Source organism: Pseudomonas sp. P108, from assembly GCF_032613195.1.
Taxonomy (GTDB): Bacteria; Pseudomonadota; Gammaproteobacteria; order Pseudomonadales; family Pseudomonadaceae; genus Aquipseudomonas.
In genome coordinates this window covers 70546-92154 of the sequence record NZ_CP126692.1, presented here as the reverse complement: position 1 = coordinate 92154, position 21609 = coordinate 70546, and the positions used below count along the sequence as shown (strand labels likewise).

At 52.4% G+C, this 21609-nt stretch carries 22 protein-coding genes; 4 read left to right on the top strand and 18 right to left on the bottom strand.

The window, feature by feature from the left end; all coding sequences use genetic code 11:
• Positions 1-5: 5 nt before the first annotated feature.
• Genes QOM10_RS30000 through QOM10_RS29985 form a run of 4 tightly spaced genes read right to left on the bottom strand, consistent with a single transcriptional unit; the run spans position 6 to position 2981 of the window.
• Positions 6-668 (bottom strand): hypothetical protein, encoded by a 663-nt coding sequence (locus QOM10_RS30000; protein WP_316918504.1) that lies wholly within the window; start codon positions 666-668, stop codon positions 6-8.
• Positions 669-687: 19 nt separating this feature from the next.
• Positions 688-993, bottom strand: coding sequence for a hypothetical protein (locus QOM10_RS29995; protein WP_057451333.1), 306 nt, complete (start codon positions 991-993; stop codon positions 688-690).
• Complete coding sequence (locus tag QOM10_RS29990) at positions 986-2350, bottom strand: hypothetical protein (RefSeq protein WP_057451334.1); 1365 nt, start codon at positions 2348-2350, stop codon at positions 986-988. Before QOM10_RS29990 ends, QOM10_RS29995 begins: the two co-directional genes overlap by 8 nt.
• A 7-nt stretch (positions 2351-2357) precedes the next feature.
• Entirely contained in the window at positions 2358-2981 is a 624-nt protein-coding gene (locus tag QOM10_RS29985) for a hypothetical protein (protein ID WP_101165679.1), read from the bottom strand.
• Positions 2982-3419: 438 nt separating this feature from the next.
• Here QOM10_RS29985 and QOM10_RS29980 point away from each other — a divergent pair, with 438 nt between their 5' ends.
• The 4 genes from QOM10_RS29980 to QOM10_RS29965 all read left to right on the top strand — a co-directional run bounded on the left by QOM10_RS29980 (position 3420) and on the right by QOM10_RS29965 (position 7480).
• Positions 3420-3734 carry a hypothetical protein gene (locus QOM10_RS29980; RefSeq protein WP_156395684.1) on the top strand — a complete coding sequence of 105 codons (315 nt, stop codon included), beginning with the start codon at positions 3420-3422 and terminating at the stop codon, positions 3732-3734.
• A 1070-nt stretch (positions 3735-4804) separates the two neighbouring features.
• Entirely contained in the window at positions 4805-5857 is a 1053-nt protein-coding gene (locus tag QOM10_RS29975; protein ID WP_133125550.1) for a hypothetical protein, read from the top strand.
• Positions 5858-5867: 10 nt separating this feature from the next.
• Positions 5868-6899, top strand: a complete 1032-nt coding sequence (locus tag QOM10_RS29970; protein ID WP_057451338.1) for a ParM/StbA family protein — start codon at positions 5868-5870, stop codon at positions 6897-6899.
• Entirely contained in the window at positions 6896-7480 is a 585-nt protein-coding gene (locus QOM10_RS29965) for a hypothetical protein (protein WP_057451339.1), read from the top strand. The genes QOM10_RS29970 and QOM10_RS29965 overlap by 4 nt, the downstream gene beginning before the upstream one ends.
• A 313-nt stretch (positions 7481-7793) precedes the next feature.
• Here the strand turns inward: QOM10_RS29965 and QOM10_RS29960 are convergent, their stop codons facing one another.
• The 14 genes from QOM10_RS29960 to QOM10_RS29895 all read right to left on the bottom strand — a co-directional run bounded on the left by QOM10_RS29960 (position 7794) and on the right by QOM10_RS29895 (position 21603).
• Complete coding sequence (locus QOM10_RS29960) at positions 7794-8243, bottom strand: hypothetical protein (protein WP_057451340.1); 450 nt, start codon at positions 8241-8243, stop codon at positions 7794-7796.
• Complete coding sequence (locus QOM10_RS29955; protein WP_316918503.1) at positions 8240-8755, bottom strand: hypothetical protein; 516 nt, start codon at positions 8753-8755, stop codon at positions 8240-8242. Before QOM10_RS29955 ends, QOM10_RS29960 begins: the two co-directional genes overlap by 4 nt.
• Complete coding sequence (locus QOM10_RS29950; RefSeq protein ID WP_057451342.1) at positions 8752-9657, bottom strand: hypothetical protein; 906 nt, start codon at positions 9655-9657, stop codon at positions 8752-8754. Before QOM10_RS29950 ends, QOM10_RS29955 begins: the two co-directional genes overlap by 4 nt.
• An 82-nt stretch (positions 9658-9739) precedes the next feature.
• Positions 9740-11782, bottom strand: a complete 2043-nt coding sequence (locus tag QOM10_RS29945; RefSeq protein WP_316918502.1) for a hypothetical protein — start codon at positions 11780-11782, stop codon at positions 9740-9742.
• A 10-nt stretch (positions 11783-11792) separates the two neighbouring features.
• The gene (locus QOM10_RS29940; RefSeq protein ID WP_101165694.1) at positions 11793-13172 is read right to left on the bottom strand and encodes a hypothetical protein; all 1380 of its coding nucleotides are present in this window, start codon (positions 13170-13172) and stop codon (positions 11793-11795) included.
• A 10-nt stretch (positions 13173-13182) separates the two neighbouring features.
• Positions 13183-14058, bottom strand: a complete 876-nt coding sequence (locus QOM10_RS29935; RefSeq protein ID WP_057451345.1) for a TlpA family protein disulfide reductase — start codon at positions 14056-14058, stop codon at positions 13183-13185.
• An 11-nt stretch (positions 14059-14069) separates the two neighbouring features.
• On the bottom strand, positions 14070-14879 hold the full coding sequence (locus tag QOM10_RS29930) for a hypothetical protein (protein WP_156395686.1): 810 nt from the start codon (positions 14877-14879) through the stop codon (positions 14070-14072).
• Entirely contained in the window at positions 14851-15552 is a 702-nt protein-coding gene (locus QOM10_RS29925; RefSeq protein WP_234831345.1) for a hypothetical protein, read from the bottom strand. The genes QOM10_RS29930 and QOM10_RS29925 overlap by 29 nt, the downstream gene beginning before the upstream one ends.
• A complete protein-coding gene (locus QOM10_RS29920; RefSeq protein ID WP_116893015.1) occupies positions 15549-16208 on the bottom strand; it encodes a hypothetical protein in 660 nt (219 codons plus the stop codon). The genes QOM10_RS29925 and QOM10_RS29920 overlap by 4 nt, the downstream gene beginning before the upstream one ends.
• A complete protein-coding gene (locus tag QOM10_RS29915) occupies positions 16189-17550 on the bottom strand; it encodes a hypothetical protein (protein WP_316918501.1) in 1362 nt (453 codons plus the stop codon). The genes QOM10_RS29920 and QOM10_RS29915 overlap by 20 nt, the downstream gene beginning before the upstream one ends.
• Entirely contained in the window at positions 17543-17929 is a 387-nt protein-coding gene (locus QOM10_RS29910; RefSeq protein WP_082534437.1) for a hypothetical protein, read from the bottom strand. The genes QOM10_RS29915 and QOM10_RS29910 overlap by 8 nt, the downstream gene beginning before the upstream one ends.
• A complete protein-coding gene (locus tag QOM10_RS29905; protein ID WP_057451350.1) occupies positions 17910-20798 on the bottom strand; it encodes a VirB4 family type IV secretion system protein in 2889 nt (962 codons plus the stop codon). Before QOM10_RS29905 ends, QOM10_RS29910 begins: the two co-directional genes overlap by 20 nt.
• Positions 20795-21295, bottom strand: a complete 501-nt coding sequence (locus QOM10_RS29900; protein ID WP_057451351.1) for a hypothetical protein — start codon at positions 21293-21295, stop codon at positions 20795-20797. The genes QOM10_RS29905 and QOM10_RS29900 overlap by 4 nt, the downstream gene beginning before the upstream one ends.
• The gene (locus QOM10_RS29895) at positions 21283-21603 is read right to left on the bottom strand and encodes a TraV family lipoprotein (protein WP_057451352.1); all 321 of its coding nucleotides are present in this window, start codon (positions 21601-21603) and stop codon (positions 21283-21285) included. The genes QOM10_RS29900 and QOM10_RS29895 overlap by 13 nt, the downstream gene beginning before the upstream one ends.
• Positions 21604-21609 lie beyond the last annotated feature (6 nt).

The following is a 21609-nucleotide window of genomic DNA, read 5'->3' as shown; positions in this document are numbered from 1 at the left end:
CTTCGTTACAGGGATTGGAGGCCGGGATTGGCCGCTTGGGTGGCGCTGGTGTCAGGCGAGTGGATTTGCTGCTCGGCTGCCTGGGCTTGCGTTTTGTGTTGAGCAGGTGCCGGGGTAGGGGCGGACTGCGGCGCTGGCGCCTCTTTGACAGGTGGCTTGCTGTTGCTAGCAGTGGACGGTTTTACCGCTGCCTGGGTCTGCTCTTGACGGGGCTGTTGTGCATCTTTACCACCTTTACCGCCGTTGCCGGCATTGTTCTGTGGCTTCTGAGGTTGCCGTGTCTTCGCTTGCGCGTTTCGCGCCGAAGGCTGACCAGTAGCTTTACTGGCAGCATCACCGTTTGGTTGAGAATTCCGTGACAGCGTTGGGCGTTCAGCGCGGGGGGCGCGGCGTTGACTGCTGTTGCGGTTAGTCGCCTCGATTTCCTTCTCGACCTGCGTCAATTCCGATTCCAAAGCGCTCAGAGCGGCTTGCAGCCGATCCATAGCGCGACGGCCTGCATCGCGGACTGCTGGAGTGGCCATCGCGATCTGAATCGAGCGCTGTTCGAGCCGAGAAATACGAACGGTGTTTTGAACCATGCGGGCGCTGGACTCGCCAGTGATGGTGATATTCCGAGTCGGCAGGTTCGGGTTGAACTGATTGGATTGAGTGCTTGCTTCAGCCATGGATCGACTTCCTTACGTGTTATTGAGAGTTTCCGAGAGTCCGCAGCAACGTCCACGTACTCACTTCGTCCGTGCAGCTTTGGAAGAAGCGGGACAAGTCGCGGCTGTGTTTCATAAGGGATGCGGTGTCATCGGTTACCACTGCCCCCCAGGCGTCCACCCAAAAGAGGTGAGCCACTTTGTATGGCATGTAGCAGACCTCTACATGCCGATAGTCTGGATCGCGGACATACACCTTCCCGATGTACAGGCAGAGCAGCCCAATGACGATCAGATTCAGGATCTGTCGAAATGGGCCACTACGCGATGGTGCGGATTCAGCCATGCTGAACCTCCTTCTCGATGGTGATGGTGTAGCCAGTACGACGTGTGACGTTTCCAATGGCTTCATTCAGATTGAGCCCGGCACGCAACAACTCGCCTAAGAGCCGACCGGCCTCCAGGCGTAGATCGGGCCGGATGCCAAACCTTGCGGCCAACTCGTCAAAGACGATCTTTGAGGTTGGAGTAAGGCAGTCGGCGGTAGCGTGAATACGGTTGATTGCCTGTAAGTCTGGTGCGGCCACTTGATACTGGGCTCTGAGCATTAGCGCGAGATAGCGGCCAGCGTTCATGCGCTTGGCAACTTGAGCTTTTAACGTTTCAGATTTGCCGGCACGCAAGAGCGCATCCGCATCATCCATACCAGCGCCGAGCGGAATGATGCTGGTGACGATGTTGAGGGTTTCACAGTTCTTGATGGAGAGCAGTGCTCCGTTCCAGCCAGCGTTGTCACCATCAACCATGTGGGCAACTTCGCTTATTCCACGCTGTTGAAAGTGGAGGGCTTGCGCTGTATTGATCTGCGCCCCACCCACAGCGCAGCCCCAAATATCCGAAAGTTGTAAGGCCCAAGCGTCCATTGTGCCTTCGACACAAACCAGCACGCCTTGCTTGCGCTGGTTGTACAGGTAGGGGATATCCTTTTTAAGCTTCGCCGCGAATTTATACTTCTTAACCTTTCGATCACCCGCACCGACGGGGATACGACCCCAGAGTCGGTCATCACCGTCAGGGTGGGGCCAATATCCGATTACCCTGCCGGCTAATCCAGGGATAACAGTTCCGTTATCGTCCAGTTCGACATAACCGCGTTCCGCAGCATCATTGAGCGTGTAGCCATAGGGCTTCAAGCGTGCGATCAAATCTTCCGGCGTTGTGTAGTAACCAAGGCGCATCGCCGCCATTTGCTCGTTCGTGTAACCACGATCAGCTTGGAATTGCTTGAGAGCCGACGGGTTCTCGGATGCGAGCTTCTGGGTGATTAGCCAAACCGCTTTACCTATCCGAACATCATTGTTCGATGCTGCGGCAGGGGTATTCGGCTGATTCCTTTTGGGAGGTTCCACGTTTGCCGCTTCACAGAGGATCGAAAAAATTTCGGACTGGGTATATCCGCACGCAAGCATGGCATCCCACACGCTAGTGGTCTTGCCGCACTCATTCTTCCGGGGGCAATTGATAAACGCGCTGGTGGGGTAATAGAACCCTTCTTTGGCCTTGCAAGCAGGACAGGTCAGCGGGTAGGAGCCGCTGTTTGTCTTCGGCTTGGGATCGAGGCCATTGAGCAAATTGGCCTCCACAGCATCCAGTCGTGGGTACACCTCTTTACGCAGGAATTCTGATGGGGAGAAATCTGACATTTACGCCTCAAGCTGCCGAATCGTCGCGATGTGCTTGCTTGCCCAAAAGGGCAGTGAGTTCAGCTGCCGACCACCCAAGCTCATTCAGCACAGCCTTCATCTTTTTCTGGATGCTTTGGCGATACCGGGTAATCAGCTTGGGAGTCGTGCCGATCTCCAGCGCCACCATCGAACGATCTTGGTAATTCAGTAGGAGGTTCCGAAGCACATCAACCTCACGGCTGGTTAGGTGGTGACGGAACATTTCGATCATGCGGTGTATAAGCTGAACCTGTTCCTCGGGAACGAACTGAGACTCCGAAAGGAACTGTGGTTGGTAATTCGGGTGGGATTCGAGGTAGGCGTTCACGTCGGCCAGAAACGGGTGCATCAACGAGTGCGACACCAGCATGTGAGAGTCGTCCACCTCTTCGATATTGCGATCAACGTAATCGATGTAGAGAAGGTCAGTCGGGGCGATACTTCCAAAAACCTGATCAGCCAGTCGGCAGCGGATCAAGCGGCGCAGGCTGCCATAGATGAAACGATCCCGATTTTCAGGCGCTGTTGCAGCGACGCAGTTGTCAAGAATTCCGGGCAGCGCGTCGTGCAGCATGGGGTACACCTCATGCAGCAACTCTTCGTTGTCCATCTTGGCTAGGCCAAAATTCCTGTACGCACGGAGTGCGTCCCTGGCTGCCATTATCAGAAATCCACGGGCTGACTCAGCAGTTAAAATCTGCCAAGGGTCAAGGTTTCGTAGCTCTGTATCAGTCAGCTCAGCCAACCACGTTGTACGGTATCCCACGGCGTGCCTCCTACAAGCATCCGTCGATTGGAACGACAGCAGCCGCTCCCCCCTTCTGTTCAATCTGTGTGTGGGGTCTATGCCCCGCCGACGCGAATGCGTTCAGCTCGGGATTGATTCTTGGGATTTGGGGACTTCCATGCAACTCAACTGGATGCAGTTACACGTACCCCCCCTTACAGGGAACCGTGGCCATGCTGTGAAAAATGCGGTGGAGGTGTGTAGTGAGGGGGCGCAGCCGTTATAAAGATGTGACTGATGAATGAGCCCAAGGCGTTAGACATGAATACACAAACCCAACCCGTACCTGCCCTCAGTACAGCCCTGGAGGCGTTCGCTCAAAAAGTTGAAGGGCGCCTTCACGCTTACGTCAAAGAAATCCATCACGGGAGACCAGCTATCTCGTGCATTTGGAGCGAAACGCCAAAAAAGACCCTCAAGGATGTGGTGTGCATCTGTGACGAAGGCTTCGACGCTTTAGCTGTAGTGCGAGCTGGGAATAAAGGTATGAAGGCCTCGGAGCAGGTGGTGAAGATGCTCATAGAGTTGTACGAGAGCCAGAACGGCAAAGCAGCGGGTGAAGGGATTGAGTTCTGAGCCCAGACAGTGACAAAAGAGCCGGCCATGTGCCGGTTTTTTTGTGCTTAAAGAAATGCGATTCGAGGTAGTTCGTGGAGCGAATGCAAAGAGAAAAGCAGGTGTGATTTCAATAATTACATTAGACGGCTATTTAGCTCAGAAATCTGGTCATAAATTGCAGTCCCCGAGCGCCAGTCAGGTTATACATTAATTCTTTGCCTATATTCTTATCGGTAGGGTTTAGATCGCTTATTTGGTCTCCAAGCGCCAGCCAAAAAGAAAGGCACACGGCAGCGAAATGAAACACCTTAGCCAATTATTAATCTGGTGTGATTTATCTGGAATATCTGGTCATTTTTTGCCGAGCACTGTGAATTGCAGTCTCAGACCGGCTAGGCCAGGGTGCGCATGAGGTGGTGAATTGCTCGGCAATGGGGGGAATCTCCGCTTGTCGTCCAAGGGGAGTTTGCCCAGGTCAGTAGCAGCAGAAGCGGCGCTGACTGGATGGCATTTTTTCAACTCGGAAATCGTGTCCTCGACTTGAGAAATCCTTTGCGGCTGGCAAGCGATCTGAGGCTCACTGGTGCGCAACTGGTGGCAAGCGCTTAGAGACAGCAAGAAAGGGATTCCCAATGAGAGCCACAGCGTGCCTAGGAATCCCGAGGATTGAAGGGCGCCTGCTGTAGAAGCGCAAACGTCCACTCTGTGTTTGGTAACTCCCCGCTAACGCAATCCGTATGCATCCTGAGTCCAGGTGCGGTCGCTCACTGGTGGGATGTGGAATCCTATGAGTTTCCGCAAGAGTTATGTCGGTGGCATGGGGTTTTGCCGGAGTCTCCTCGGCGGCGGTGCGTGTCGGCCCAAGTATGTGGCGAAGTGTTTCTATGGAATCTCTAGGAGCCGTACATGCGTAGGGTTGTTCGGATGAAGGTTTGCGAAAGGTGCTTAAGGGAATGGCAGTGCTATGCCGACGCAAATCTTCACTATTCGTCGGTGCGCCACAGAATCGGCCAGGAAAAGCCAAAAAAGAGACATATTGGTGCTGTCTGCACATCCTATGAGGCGTTGAGTAAAAGCATCAAGTTGGGATGAATCGAGAACTGGTTCCCGCGACAATCTGGTATGTCGATCAGGAACGTGTACCGCCAATGAGCCCCAAGCCTGTGCCGCCCGCATACGAGAAGGGCGTATATGTCGCTCAGCTTGAAGCTGCGCGAGGCCGAATCAAAACCACCAAAACTCAGCTACTGGACTGGCTGCAAAAGCTGGATGAGCACGCTGCATCGGTGCTCGTCCACTTGGAGCCGATGATGCGTGGGTTCCCTACTCTGAAAGAAGATGTGAAATACCGTCTGGTTTACGACATTCATTCAGGGGAAAAGCGATACGGTTGCTTAGGTATCGCTCTGCGGTGTGACGCCATGCGAACTGATCTTTGCAAGCTCAATCAGCAAGACCTCATGAAGTCGCTACAGCCATTCTTCGGTAGCGTTGATGCCAAGCAGCACGCCGTGGCATTCCAAAAATTGAACAGGCTCAACGATAGAATCGCCGGCCTAAAATTTCTGGGAGCTGAGTTCCCTCAGTCTCTTGGTAGAGGGGCAGTGTTGCCGCGTTGGTTTGAGGGGTTGAGCACCTATGGATTACGCTGCTTACCACTCATAGAGGATGCTTTTGCAGAATTCGAAATGCTATCCGACGCCCTTGATGAGGCGATGTTTGAGTTCAATTCAACGATGGGGGCGGTGAGGTACAGGTCGATCCGTTGCACCTACACACTCGATGATTACGATTTGCTCGGGCCTTCAAATCCTGCGTTAAAGGTTGTCACCAGTATCAACCGTGCGACGAAACATCGACGCTACAACGTAATGACTGACTTCAAAAAATCACTGAAACGAAAGCGTATCGCCCAGGAACTCAAGCGCCAGCTTGGCCGTGATCCTGAACCATCGGACGTATCCAATGCATTGAACGCGCTCCGTCCTCGTAAAGAGTCGGAGTGGATCACCAAAGAGGTGATCAAGGCCTGCTATTTCGGTAGGTCTATTAAGGAAATCTTCTCAGCTCAAGAAAATCTCGTAGCCGTTATGCAGCCCTGGAACCAAATCAGGACGCAGCTGCAAGCACTACTTCCATGAAGGGGAAACCATGACAACAGCAAACGAACAGGCACTGATCGCTCTTGATTTAGGCAACGGTACGACTTCGTACATTGCCGGTAATGGCAAGAAAGGCAGCTTTGCGTCCCTGGTCGCAAGTTACAAAGACACGAGCGGCTTGGGAATGGGAGTCGCGAAAGAGGTGTTCACCACCAAAGACGGCAGGAGTTTCCTTGTAGGTGAAAGCTGCCGGGATGCGGGTGCGCAGTCGCGTAGCACAGACTCATCATTCTATTCGTCCGACATGATCCGAGTCCTGCTACTCAAGGCGCTCAAAGAATGCGACATCAAGACACCAATAATCGTAACTGGACTGCCAACAGAATTTTATGACCAGGAGGTCAAAACGTTCGAAGAAAACATCAGAAAATGGGCCAAGGGGGAGGGTTATCAGGTAAGGGCTGTGAAGGTAGTCCCTCAGTGGGCAGGCCCATGGTTTGATGACGAGTTGGAGAATGAGAAGGGTGAGCGCATCCCTCTCGACACGGTTATCAAGGGCAAGTGGGGCATCGTAGATATTGGCCAAGGCACAACTGACATTGGCCAATTCAACAATGGCCGAGTCTCTGACCAACGCCATGGCGAATCCAAGGGCGTGTCCGATATCCATAGGGCAATCTTCACCACATTGAAGGCAAAGCCGGAAGGGACGAAAACCGGGGTGATACCGAAAGAATTCACCTTGGACAAGCAGACCACCGAACACACCGTAGACCAGTGGATTCGCGATGGCTATATCCCTTGGCGGGGACAAAAGCTCGACATGAAAGCCATCAGCTTGCCGGCCAGGAACGAGTTCGCGAAGGATGTTCTTCCTCGTTGCATTGAGAAGGTGTGGGGCTCGACTGATTTTCTGACCGGCATAATCCTCGCTGGGGGCGGAGCCACTGTGCTCGGCATTGAAGTTTTCAAGCAGTACATTAACTGCCCGCTTTACAAAGCTTCCACGCCAGAGCTGAGCATTGTCCGAGGCTTTTTCCGATTCGCGAAAACCCAAATCCTGCCGAAGATTGACCAATGAAAGATTCAGTCCAAATCAAGGCAGAGTTATTTGAGGGTCGCCACGATGCGTTGCTAGGCTTTTACGAGCGGTACAGCAGGCTGTTTGTGAACAAATTGCTGCTCAAACTCTGCGAAGGCATCATGCCGAGTTACAAGCCAAGCCTTGCTCTGTTCGATCAGCAGCCTGACGGTGGCAATGCGAAGGGCCGGAAGGTGTCCATCTTGATCGATAAGGAGTCATCGCCATTGATGTTCGCCTTTTATTGCGGCTTACCTTATGGGTCGCGGACGATGGTCATCGTGAATCTCATGAACAGCTACGTTCAGGTCGCCGAGGCTGATCCGAAACTGATGGAGCGTTTGTACTGGGACTCTTTCGTACCGGCTCCGCGTGTTGTCGATACCGAAACGGCCCCAGCCTTCCCATCAGCATCTGAACCGCACGATCCTGAGACACCGGCTTTACCGCGATCAGGGTCAGGGGAGGCAGTAGGTGGGCAGCCAATGAGCCCTGTAGGGGCGAAGGCCCATGAGAATAAGGATCAAGATACTCCAGTACCGCAATCTGATCCTTTAAGTGAATTAGATACCGGCCTTTGATCCTCTTTGAGCGCCCCTGCAAGGGGCGCTTTACCCTACAGTTCGCGCTCGTTTTCGACCCAAAAATGTAGACCGTCATCCGCTAGCACGATGCCCAGTCGAATAGGTTGGCCCCATTGATGGTAGGTGTGAATGAGACGGCCAAGTTCTGTTGCTGAACCGTGTCCGGTCATCAGTGGAACATCACCAACATCGCATTGCAAAATTGCAGTCATTGCGCTGGGACAGAGTAGGTAACAGGTTCTGCGACCGGGCATAGCTGAGGCTACTCTGTTCAGTTCGATGGCGAGAGAATACGCGTCCTGAGTTTTGATCATGGCCGATGAATCCAGTAATTGCCGTCGGCAGCGCAAGAGACTTCGAAACTGCTGCTCTGCTTCGCCATCCAAGCGAAAGCCATCGGCAACGAGCCAATGTTATCGGCCCGTAATGGGGGAAGGGCTGCTGAGACCTTGCCTATCATGGTTAACGAAAGCGTGCTTGCATCACGCGTCATTGGTACGACCAAAAAGCGATAGACTGAGTGTTGATCCTGCTCCAGCAGTGTTCCAACAATCTGTAGGAAATCCCCAATGGCAAGGTTGTGCAGGCCTTTGTCAGCTGTATTCATCAACGCCATGCGCCGCACGAATAGATTTGCCGGCAATGGCCATTCATCAATCATGTGATCAGATTCGAAACCCAATTTGTCATGACCATCCCAGTACCGATCCTCCGGCTGATAGAACAAGTCGTTTTCGTGGTCAGTGTGATCCAGACTCATCGCACTTGCGCCTTGCGGTAGATTTTGGTGTGAGAAATCCATCCCTGGCGAACGATTGCTGAGGGCACAGATTTCACCTTGCCCTCGTACATTTCTGGGACAAAGCGCTTGAGAAGTGGAATTTGTTGAATTCCAACCTCTGCGAGCGCGGCTTCAATTTCACCGCGCCCCTTGGCATCAGCTGGGAGGTCGTCATACAGAGCAATCAAATCCATCACATCCTGCTCAGGTGCTTCTCCTGTGGCGGGTGGTACGAATAAGAAAGGAGATTCAGGCAGTTTTCGCGTCTCGTGTACCGCTGCTGCGACAGTCCCGATCACCTGTGGGTAGGGTACAAATCGAATTTCATTCACAGCGTCAGTGACAGATTTTGTCCAAGGCAAAGGATACTCAAGATCGGCAGCAGTCGTTATCAGTTCGACCCCTCCTGGGATCAATGCTTTGGCGTGTTCGCCGATGCTGATCCTTACGAGGTTGCCCTCAGCGTCGAGACAATAGCTGAAATTAATCACTGCTTTGCTCCTACGCCCAGCGTGTCGCGTGCGTTCTTGTCTAGCAAATCCCAATAGGGTGGCGTGTAGAAGGACTCATACTTCGCTGTGACGATCTTGGGTATTTCAAGGCTGTCAGCGTCAAGCTTCAAATGATGGATCAACGAATTGATCGGCTTGTCTGCACCCTGGATGTAGTAGCTGCCTAGGTTTGAAAAGTAGGCGTCCACAACCTTGCCATCCGGGCTAACGATGAACCAGTGGCGAGCCCAGCTATCCCAATATTTACCATCGGGATCATCGAATCCTTGAGCGCGTTGGAAGTCGTTGCTGGCCATGTAATCGCCCCCGGCCTTTTTTGCGAAAGGCAAGTAGGGCTTGAGCCAAGCGTCGTAGCGCAAGGATTTGGAGCCATTACCGTGGCGAGTTGCCGGCGAGTAAATGTACAGGTCAACCTGTGGGCCGTGTGGTTTCAGGAAAAGCGGTATGAAGTTATCAGGGACTTTATCGAGGTCTTCAACAAAGGCGGCGCTCGGGTTGGGATCATACTGGAGCCAAGCTACCCGCACTTGGTCGTGTAGGTGGTTGGAGTAAATGAACTGCTTCACACGCTCGATGGCGACAGCATCAGTGGCAAGCCGATCTACGATAGGTTTCCCTCCCTTTGTCCAGCCGGGTGCGGCCATGTACACCATCCATGTGTTGGGCTGTCTGTATGGCTGCGGGTGCTCTTTCTCCTTGAACGTCCCAAACGATTTGAAGACCGTGCTCTCACGACCTGGAAATGTCATGGGGAGAACGTTGACGTTCGATGGCTTGTAGGTAGCCTCGCTGAGACCCGCAGCGTTCTTTGACGGTTCCTCGCGACAGCCGGTGGCTAATGCGCAAGCGATGAGTACAGCAGTGATAGCAGTGATTTTCATGGTTTCCTCCAATGCGTTCTTTATAACGGCTTCCCTGCTCGAATCAATAAAAAAGGCCCGGAATCCGGGCCTTGTCGTTGATTTATGTTGTGGGTTGAGTTGGCGGGGGGTTTAAGGACTTGCTTCCACCTACCGGGCCACCACCTGATCCAGGATTGCCACCGTTGCCACCGTTGCCACCGTTGCCTCCACCACCGCCACCACCGCCACCACCGCCGCCACCTCCTGTACCTCTCGGGGGCGTGGACTGGTTCTGCGATCGATTTCCACCATTGGCAATTTGAGTGACCTGCCGGCTGATGCTGGAGATTGCATTGCTCATGCCTTTAGCTGCTTTCGCGCCCTCTGCGGCTTTGGCCATCTTAGCCCCGCGACCGAAAATTCCAGTCGCAAGTGAGATTGCTGAGCCGATCATGCTTGCACCTCGACCCGCTGCTGAATGGCCGGCAGATGCAGGGTTGAAGCTGGTGACTGCACGAACATCATCCCAAAGGATGAACTTTGCGATTGCAATCTCACATACGCAAATAGATGCGTAAATGATGGTTTCTGCGCTCATCGCACTCATTGATGAGGAAAGGTCAACACCTCCTGGGTTCATAGTTTCAGTTATGACCGTGTAGGCCTTATTGAAAGAAATAAGGTTTGCGCTCACGGCGAGAAGTAAGTTGTTGATAAAAACAACAAGGAACGGGAATGCCATAAGTTTGGAATACGAGACCAGAACCTTTGGCCCGAACATTACTGAAACCAGAGCGAAAACAGGGAAAGTGATGAGCAGGATAGCTACAATCATCGCCATCGTTGATATGGTAATGGGTATGCCATACTCCAGCATCCATTTGTCGAATACGTTACTCACCTTTGTTGATGCATCGTAAATTGAATCGCCTAGTGACTCCATCAAAGACGCGTCAACTGTTTTGTCGATACCCATATCCTTTAGTTCTTCGGTGATCTCATCATTGATGCCACGACGAACCTTGTTAGAGGTCGAAAGGGAAGTAAAAGCACCGGTCAGATCCAGATTTTCATACCCAGGAACGCCTCTTGAGCCCTCTCGCAAACTGCTCATGGTTTCGGAAGCGACCTTATAGAGGTCATAACAGTTCTTTGGATAAAAAACATAATCCTCTTCTGCGCCAGCTGTTGTAGATGCGGCTCCAGGAGCTGTCATTTCCTTATACGGTCCACTTGATGACGAAAGCTTTTTGAAGCTATCACTGTTCGAAGTCGATGCGCTGCCGGTATCCGAAAGAGAGGCTTTCATGTATGCCGTGGTAGGGATGCGATACCCCTTTTTGCCATCGATGGTGCTGTTCGATGGTGGCAAGTCTTTTAGGAATTGCTCGCCCTCAGTCCGCTGCGACTCTACTTGTTTTGCTTCTATTACTGAGGCTTCGTATAGCGCCATGCCTCCATACATGTCGCTACCCATCATTACAGCTGTACCCCAATCCGTATTACGGTTTGCAGCTTTGGATGTGTATTGGCTCAAGGTGGTTGTTTCACTCGCAGCCATGCCCAGAGTATTGGCGCCTAAGCCGATGCTTTTCAGCATCGTCTTTTCTTTAGGCGTTTTAGCTTGTTTCAATGCCTCTGAGCCGCACTTTTGCAAATAGTCCTTTACTGCTTCTTTTCCCTCACTTTTTAGAAACTTCTCAGCGAACTTGGCGGCTTTATCGTTGAATGCCATCGCAATAGCATCTTGGGTAGGGCCTCCGCCACCGTTTGCTTCATTGATAGAAGCTTTCCAGCTGGCGTTGACCACATCCTGAAATACCTGAGTCATCGAGCCAGCGAGGAAGTACGAGTAATAAGCACCGACGCTCAGTTCAGTGCCAGAAGCACTACCAAGGTTTTTCGTTTCAGTCGTGGGGCTCAGCAGGAAGCCAGCTAGAAACACCATGCCAAAAACACTAATTGCAGTAAGCAAACGGTCTACCGGCGCCTTGATCATGCAGAAGGCTGCCCACGCCAAACCGAGCGAATACAGCACGCCAACCCCGGCCTGCCTCAGCCAGGGGGCGAGGTAGGCCATGGTGCCGAAATAGTATTGAATAAGCCCCTCAAAGTTACCAACGATGGACTTGAGGTACATCCACTCAACAAAACTCGAATCCATATCCGTCTACTCAGGTGGTTTTGAGGATTTCGTTTCGCTTCAAGTCCATGTTTACCTCTTCCGTCAGGGTCGAAAGTTCGGCCTTTAGAGATTCGATGGCGTGGACATACTGTTGCTTACGAAGCTCGGGCAGTACCTGATCATCTGATTGGTTCTGGATGCCGGTGAGAACTGCCACTTCAAGGTTGCTGACGATGAAGTTCAGGTCTTTGAGCGCGATGAGTTGTGCAAGGCTGCGGATCATCGACAGTCCCTGAGCAGGGTTGGTCTTCATCAGCAGGTTCATCTTGCGGTGCTGGGCGACCGAAATCGCAATACTCGTGCGGTTGTAGATTGCTTTGAAACCGTCGGTTTTCACAAAGTCGGCTTCGTCTGCGCCAGCCACTTCATTGATCCAACCTTCGTGGCTAACAACCAAGTCGGAAGCCAGCTTGCGGAGCGTCAGAGTCCGAGGAATGACGCCACTCTGGCCTTCGTCGCTGATTTGGTAGTCAGGCAGCAACTCTGCATAGTTCTCGATTACCTCGCATGGAGTACCACTGGATGCAAGGATCATCGTTCGCAACCCTTTGCCTTTTACGTTGTTGCACGCTTTGGTGCGCACGCCGTTGTTTGCAGCGCCGGCCCCGCTACCAGTAGAACCTGTAGAACCGGAACCAGATCCGCTGCCCACTCCAGTAAACGAGACAAGCCCACCCGTCGCGCTGCTTACCTTGCCAAGGTACTGATCCGCCCGTTGAGACACTGTGTTTTTAGTGTCCTTCATCACTTTCGTTACGCTGCTCAAGAGACCATCGTCGGACATACACTCGGGATCTTTAAACCCAGCGTCGGCGGTGCAGCGTGCCTCAGCCATTGCCTGTGCTTTTTCCTCCGCCGCTTTATCAGCAATTGCTCGTACACCCGAGCAACTAAGGTTGGTGAGGTCAAGGCCGAATTGGCTGACGCCATTTAGTTCGTCGATCACAGCTTTGACAGTTGGCTGTGAGTACGCGAGGAACATGATGGCCAGCGCAGGTGCTTGTTGAATGAATTGCTCGACCATCTGGGCGTATTGTGCCAACTGGCCGTCGATGACCCCGCCAAGGTTGATGCCGTCACAACCGACGCTTACCTTGCCGGAGCTGTACCCGCTTAGTGCGGTCGTTTTATCAGGAAAATAAGGGGTGTAACTGTCCAGCTTCGCGCCGTCAGTGAGAGTTGACGCGCCGCGAACGACCCGACCACCGAAGGTTTGGACATTCTCCATGCTCATTGTCCAGGGCGAATTCGCCTGGTTATCAGCGTAAGGATCGCTGACATTGGCATTGGTGGCGGCAGAGCTTTGTGCAGAACCAACAACGCAAGTCAGTGCCAAAGACAATGACAGAACTATTTGCTTGAGTTTCATTAATGCCGTCTCACTTCTTAGCGCTGATGACGTGGGTGATGCCTTGCAGGCTTTCTTCAATTTGTGTGATGGTTCGAACACCCAACAGCTTCTGGCGCTGTTTCATGGGTACGTTGTCGATCCATACAGATGGCCACTTTTCTACCCCAGACTTGAGCGCGTTGCTTGCCTCAAGGGGGTTGAGCATCCGTCCAGTCAGGCCACGGTCGGTAACTTTGGCTTTGAAGCCTTCCGCGTTTTCATCCACTTGAAAAATTGTGATCTTGAGGTCTGGATAACGCTCTTTGAGCTTTTGCATTGTCCCGAGTTGTACATCGCACGCGCCGCACATGCTTTGAACGAACACAGAGATTGCAATGGCCTTGGTGTTAACAGCCTTTGGGCTGTCGAAGATTTGTTTCGCTTTGTCCAGGCCAATCAAATTTTTCAGTGGCCCAGCTTCCCACAGAGCATTTTTGTAAAGACTGGCCGACTTCTTGTACTCCCCCCATGCGGAGTCTTGGAACTTGAGAGCAGCCATAGCAGCTTCTGGGGTTTGCTCAAGCTGGAGTCTGATCATTGCGGATGGAGTGCCGGGCACGAAATTGAATTCAAGCCCTGCGGCGTTGGTAACCCGTAGTGGTGCGTTTGGATGTTTCTTGGCCTGTTTGTTGATTTCCGTGCAGTTCTTCATCCACTGCATGTTCTGGCAGTCCATGATGTTCGGCAGCTTTGCAAGCTCTGCATCTTCCTTTTGCTGCTGATAGTCAGCGGCCTGCTGCATCGCGCCGGCAATAGCACGCGACAACACGTCCTCGGTGGCGGGGTTGTTAGAAAGTGCCCATGGCGTGTTGAACAGCACGCCCCCGGCGACAAAGGCCAAGCAGAGTTTGATTTTTGAGTTCACGGATGCCTCGCTCATAACAGAGTGGAGATAAGGGAAGAAAGGGAAGAGAGGTCGTTTACTACCTTCGCTTGCCCGCTAGGGGGCAGCACTACAACGGAGGGCAGTTTTTTCACCCCATGTTGGGCAGCGAGTTGACCCTTGAAGTCTGGGGTGAAGCCTTTGGGTGGTAGATTCGTGCCGCCAATTGGTGGGCCGTCAGGCTTCCAATCCGCAGGATTAATGACGACAAAAAACTGAGTTTTAATCTTGGCGCCGAATTGGTCTTCTAGTCCCTGAGTCATGCGATACAAGCTTTCTGCTGTAGCGTCAGGCTTAGCTATAAAAACCATGACCTCGATCCTCGGTATCTGTGGCAAATCAACCATGTTGTCCGTATAGCGAAGTACCTCGGCTTTGTACTGGGCCAATTGGGCATTTGCCTTAGCTATGTCTGCCTGCGTTGGAAGACCGCTAGTGCCAGCGATAGTTGGCACGCCATTGTTCGCTTGCTGGTCTATCAGTTTCTTCACGCGTTCGAGTTGCTGCTTAGCGCCGGCATGCCCCTTTGCTGCTGCCACCGAGAAGAACTTGACTGCCCGCTCCAGGTTGTCTCCATACTCAGGTGAGCGGAGCATCATTTCGCCGAGGTAGAACATCGACTGAACGTCACCACCTTGAGCGAGCGGGAACATCAACTCCCACGCCTTAGATTTGTCGCCACTGCGCAGCGCTACCAGACCCTGTTTCAGTTGATCCGATTGGGTGAGTAGTGGCTTGTCAGATGCATAGGCAGAGCTGGTCAATAGCACTGCGCTAATTAGAAGCAAATGCAGAAAACGCACGGGCTCTCTCTCTCTCATAAATAGGGAGTAACTTCTTCATGTACGCAGCACGGGCTTTGGGTGTCTTTGAGTGATAATCCCCTGCTGCCTCTATGTCTGAGCGGCCCGCTCGTTTGTGGGATGCAATCAAGGAGGCTGCATAGTCGAGGTTGTAAGCAGGATCGAACCACTGCTGAACTCGGGCGCGGCTCACTCCATGGAACCGATAGTTGACTTGTGCGATGCCTATGTCGGTATTAACGACCCATAGTTGTCGAACACGGGCTTCGCCTACAGCGACTGATCTTCCATCATCGGTTCTGAGAACCACGCTACTGGCACCAGCACGTTGTTGTGCTGCTCTGTAGGCCTTGAGAAATGCCCAGGCGTGAGCTTCGGAAGGGAAAAACTGCCGCAGTGTTTCATCCTTGGAAACTCCGATTTTGACCAACCATGCATTGCGGCTGATTTGCCATAACGCCAAAATCGCGCGTTCCTTGCTTTCGAAGTAGAACCCCTCGCCATCGCAATTAAACGCCCATGGTTGTCTTTGGGTTTCTTTCTGAACAACAGACCGCATAACGATTGGATCAACGCCATGCCTGCGTGCTGCTGCGTCTATCATCGCGTCATATGGTTGAGCGAACGCAGGTGCGGCGACGAGTGCGAGCCCGGCGATCAAAACCCTGATCACACCAAATCCTCAATTGTCGAGAAGCGGTGTTTCCTGAGCCACGCCACTGCGCAATCACGCCGAGGTGCGCAAGCTTCCATCCTCCTGAAAAGGGGGGGATGGGGATTGTAGTGTTTCGTTCCTAAAATCTTGTGGAGGCCTTCGTGATAAATCACATAGGCCAATACATAGCGGGGGGCTTTATACCCGATGCTCGACAGGGCGGGATGTACAAGAATTTCTTCAACATCGTTCTTGATTTCGATGCTGGCAACAGCTGGAGCAACAGCCTCGGGATCTGCCTTCCAGATAGTTTGGGATGTATTGAACCAGATTGGTTCTTTGAGGTGCCGGATTGCACTGGTGTAGAGACCGTTGATGTGCCTCAGTTCATAGTGACAAAAGGGCTGTAGCAATTCCTTAGCTGATTGGAAGTCCTTTTCTGCGTAGGCCTGAATCGCTTTGGCCACCTGAGACTGCTCGTCAGGTGGTAAAAGCTTGAGTTCTTCGGAGGGGTCGCGTGGCTCAACAGCGCTGGGATAGTCCCAGCGCGCTTTGACCGTGAGCCGGTTGTTAAACCGTTCCTTGTTGATGGCTGCGAAGCAATTCTCAAGCAGGAGAAGATCCTTCTGCGTGGGAGAGATTGTCAGTGTGCGTTTAGCCTGCTGAACAGCCATTTGGAGAACTCCAGAACTTGTGAACTACGACGCCTTCGGCGTTCTGTAGATCAAGCCTGTCCCCAACGATATTCACGCGCAGCCCCTCGATGAAGTCACCTTGGCCAACCATAGTTTCACTTCCCCGGTGGGTGATGAAAGCATGCGGTACACAGGTGGTGCAGTTTCGAGCCGCCTGGGCTACGGCAGTCACGCATACTTGCGGACGGGCCACGACCTTTTGTGCGGTTGCTACGCGTTTCGTTGAGGGCGAACGCTGCGGGGTGTGTGCCGGTTGAGCAGCTTTCTTCGGAGGCGATTTGCTAGCCGCGGCTTTCGACTGACCTTGGTGGTCTTTCGAAGCTTTAGCTGCGGCAAGGTCATTGTTGAGCTTGCTCACCTGTGATTCCAGCGTTCCAATCCGGCCATCCTTCTCGGCGATCTTCGCTTTGAGGTTGGCCACTTCAGCTTTCGCGCCCTGATCTTGCAGTACGCCAGCTTTACTATCCGGGTTTTGAGTTTTCGTTCCACTCAACTCGGTGGAGTTACTATCACCCCCAGAAAATGGGCTCGTCGCATCGGCCCCGATGAGTGCAAGCTCAGCAGACGCATCGGTGGAGTGCTGCGGTTTTGCCAGATTAGGCGTAGTTGGTGCTGGTACGTTTGTTGACTGCTTTGCAGGTAAGTCAGGAGGGGATGCAGGTGTGGTCTTCACCTCTCCGCTGAATGGATCGAGGGTTTGAGTCGTTTCCACTGGAGCACTCGCAAACTGCTCATTGAGGTCAGCAGTCACCGCTTCTGAGCCCAATGGGGAGTTCGCAGGATCGCGAGTTGGCGCTTCATCAGTTCCGAAACCCAGCGTTTTAGCTGCCCCGGACGCAGCAACTTCTATCGGTGCATCTGGCTCTGGCTCTTTGCCAAAATCAAATGCGGGGCTGTCTACCGTACTCTCGCCAGCAGAAGTCGAACCTTGGGTAACCTCGGTTTGTGCGGTTGGAGGGGAGAGTGGCATCGAGTCCTTATTCTTCATGACCCATACAGCCGCGATGGCCATGGCTCCGAGAACTAGCAACTTCTGCTTTGTGTTCAGTCCTTTGCGTTTTGGTTTCGCTGGCTGAGCCTCGCCTTCGATGATAATGCCGTCTTCCAAATCCTGATCGTCAACTGCGGAAAGGCGCTCATCATTCTTTGGCGCGTTCGTGCCACCGTTGTCTGCCAGATCATCTACAGCGGCATTCTCGTCGCCATGCAAAGGACGCCCTTCTGCCCGCGCCTTCGCCTGCTCATTGGCGTTCTGGACGGTTTTCAGGCCCGCTTTGAGTTTCGCGCCGAGGGCTTTCAAAGGTGAGGATGTATCAGTCATTGCTTGCTCCTAAAGCCGGCAGATAGGTCGGCGCTTCTTCGATAAAACGTCCAGGGGCAATCTGTACGCATTCTTCATGGCTAGGTACGAGCATGCCGTTGACGACACGCCCAGGGATTTGAACTCCGCACTGAATGATTGGAGCTTCCCAAGTAAAACGATCCCGCGCCCGCATCTTTCCTTTCATATCAACAAGTACGTCTTGCACGCCTTTTTCGTAGGCGCGCCGTTCTTGTACTGTTTGAGGGGCGGAGATTTTTACCTGCTGTTTAGCTTTCTGCTCATCGACAATGCTTTCGCGAGGTTCATAGTTCGAAGAACAGCCGGAAGCCAGCAATACAGGTAAAACAAATGCAATGTTAAGCAGCTTCTTGAACATGGAACCTGGCTCCGTATGGGTATTCTTTAGCGAGTTGAACAATGGCTCGCTGGCGTGCCAATTTTTCGTCAACGTCTTGAGACTGCATAATCTCTTGAGTTTTGGTTTCGCGAAGCGCGTAGTCATCAGGGCTGGAAGATGCAATCCACAGCGAAACTGAACTAGCAAAGAGTCGGAACACACCGGAGTAGTACAGACCCTGCGTAGTACGCATGCGGTAGAAGACCTCCGAATAAAGCGGAGGCAAGGAGGCTAGTGAGCGCCAGAGAAGCACTTCCTCGTCGCTGAAACTCAAATGCTCCTGTGCAATTTTGTAGTCTGACTCGGAACACGCCAAGAAGAAGTAGTGACTAGTGTTCTCCAGAATCCCTTCCTGGTTATCCCCAGACCCCTTTGCCTCGGCTTTCAGAATCCGAACAAAGTCGTTTACGGTCTGACTAATGAGCAGGCAGCCGGCGTTGTATTTACGCATTTCACGGTAGAAGCCCGCCAGAGCAGCGGCTGCTGTTGGCGAGGAAAGCGTTGCCCATGCTTCATCGACCGCAATCAGTTTCTTCCTTGGTTTAGGAAGAACATATTTACAGTACATGTCGATTTGACGGAACAAGGCCAACGTTACGATGCCGAGAGCGTCAGATTTAGCCATGCGCTGGGTTTCAAGAACGGTGAAATCATTGTCCCAGTCTACTTGTAACTTACCGTCAAAGATTGCCGCGTATGGGCCGTTGCCATAGAACAGATATAACAGTTCGGCTAGGTTCGCACCCTCAAGGTCTGTAAAGTTCGTCGCTTGTAGCTTAGGAATGAAATCACTCATGATCGGCTCATCATGAGGTTTGGTTTCAACCCACTCGCTGAAAAACTCAAAGAGTGCGTTGTACAGCAAGGGTAAGGTTTTTGCGTGTACTACTGCGTTCGAATCACCGTTACCCGTCGTCATTGCCATCATCAGAAGGTTGGCAATGAACATCAGGTCAGCGTTGTTAGGCATCGCATTGTTACCTTCCTCGTCTTTGCTCAGCGAGAAAGGATTGATGCAAATTGGGTATATGGTTCGACCAGTGACAGGCTCAAGAAAGGGCTCTGTTGCCAATCGAATATAGTTGCCGCCCAAAACAATACATAGTGATTCGTAACTGTCACCTTTATCGATAATCCAAACCTTGGGCCTGTATTTAACACGCGTACCCATGAGTATGTTGTTAAATGCGAAACTTTTTCCGCTGCCGGTAGTACCCACTATCAAAGAGTGCCCGGTAACAACTAAGCTTCCAAAAAGATCCAAGTATATAGGTTGCCCAGACCTATTGTTCATTACAATGCCTGGATCAGGCACACCTTGATACTCCATGAAAATAGGGCACATGTGAGAAAGGCTTTTCGTCAGATGTGGAGTATCGCGACGAAGTAGTGAGCGGCTTTTCTCAACGTAGTTTAATGGCAAAGATGAGCGTATAACTGCATCACCGCGATCCTTTTCCGCCTTACCGATTCGCCATAGCAATGATTCCAACTGATCACATTGGCTATCGAGCCTTTTGGCGTCAAAGCCCATCAGGCAAATATGAATAGAGGTATCAAAGAATTGCTCTCTGCCCACAACGTTTTCTGCCGAGACCTTTTCATATACCGCATCTAGGTCTTCTTCTTGTTGCTGTAGAGTAAGTTTGTCGCCAATACGCATACCTTTTTTGGACGCGATTAGACGACCGCGAGCAGCAAGTCGGGCCAAGACCTTTGCCTTGCTGGGCACATACCAATTGAGAGTGATAAGAGATTCACTCTCAATACCACGCATGGCCCGCTGAATCATGCCCGGCCCGGATTTCGGCGGTTTTCCGACGACGGAGGTTGCGCGAACGTGGTAATCATGGCCGCCGTCTTTTATCTTCCAGCCGTTCTCACTCGGAACCACTGAACTGAACATTGGTGCGGTGTTGAGTGCTTGGTGACCCGGTGTCAGTGATGGGTCTTTCAAGCACTCATAGATCGGCATATCGGGACGATATACTGGCGGCTCGATGTTGTAGTAACGCACAGGGTTCATCAATTGGTACTGCCAGTTGATGTAGCCTTGACCATTCAATTCCTCGGGCATGAACTCTTGCGCCGCAAGTGCCTGTGCAATGCCGTTGCACAGTAGCCCGAATTGATCAGAGTGCTTGTGATAGGCGTCGAACGCTAATACATCAGCATCTGCCAAGCCTACCGACGCCATGACGGTCTTCCACGTCTTGTCGATAAACTTGCCAAACATGTACTGGGGTTCCCACATGAAAATCAAGTAGAACGACGTCACATACGGGTAGCGACCTTCATTGATTTCACGGTGGATTGCAGTTGAGACGTTAGCTCGCACATCGTCGGATTCTTCATTATCCAAGTCAGCCAAGGCAGCTTCGCGCATCTTCTCAAGAGTCGCGGGAGTGAGTTTTGCGAAGAAGCCGTTCGGCGCTGTCGCAGCCCCGTATTGCCTCTCGATGATCGAATCGGCAAGTGCGTGTTCGAATTCTCCTAGGTCTTGATCCAGATTGTCAGCGTAGTGCCCCATCACTCCCCGGATGTCTCGATGAGTATGACGAACGAACTGGCCGCAACTGCCATATGGGTATTTGTTGAGAGCTTCGCCGAATGCGTCGCAGACACCATGTAGCTGATCATTGTTAAGCATGGCGCCAGAAGCGCCTTGGATACGCCAAATCTTGGCGAAGCGTCCATCTACGGTATGGAAGTAACAACCGTCCTCTTCGAATAAATACGCATCGCTGAGTAGTTCGATGGGCATGCCGCCCTGGTATCCACGACGGGCTAAGGCCTGCAAGTCGGTATCGAACATGTGCAATTCGTCGCGTTGTGTCGTCTCGCTCATTGCGCGGCTCCTTTGGGCAATGCCACCAGCGCCCGACTTTCTTGGTACACGGTGAATTGCGCATCTGTAACGCGTGTCAGGTACTCAGCGAGGTCAACCAACGAGTTGGGGCGGGAATTGATCTTCACGATTTGCTGTTGATTTACCTGTGGATCGAACACGGCGTCATAACCGCTGGCCGCAGCCGCAACCATTGCGAGTTGACCAACCGTCAGGTCGCGTACTTTGAACACCTGGGCCATCGGCACCGGGTCGAGTTCAGGGATTTTTTGGCGATCTACAAGGTTCTCGCGGCGCTCGAACAGCTTTCGGTAGAGCGCTACATCAGGTTGCAGGTGAGTAAGGTTCTGGCTACTTCCCAAAATCTGCTTGGTGTGAAATTCACGGATCGCATCCATCTGTTCCTGGGGTATACCTTGAGGAACACCGTTCAGCTCCTGGGCATTCAAGGCAGTCGCAGCTGCGCAGAAGGCTAGAGACACAATTAGTCTGCCCATTGCGCTTCCTCGATAACGATGTAGTCCCAGTTGCCGCCGTGTTTGATGCCGGTCTTTTTATCTGCATAGGGAACAACCCAGACCGGCGCTACTACATCTGGCTGTCGGATTGGATAGTAGGGGTCAGAGCTTCCCAGCTCTGGTCTTGCTCTCAAACCCTGACGCAGGAGGCTGACCGTCTCGCGCTGCGCGGTTTCATGAACTGTGTCGTAAATCTCATCCATGGACGCCTGATTGTGAAAGGTCGGCTCAGAAGAACAGGCCGACAGCATTGTCAGGAGGGCAATCGCGAATAGTGGCTTTTTCATTCCTGA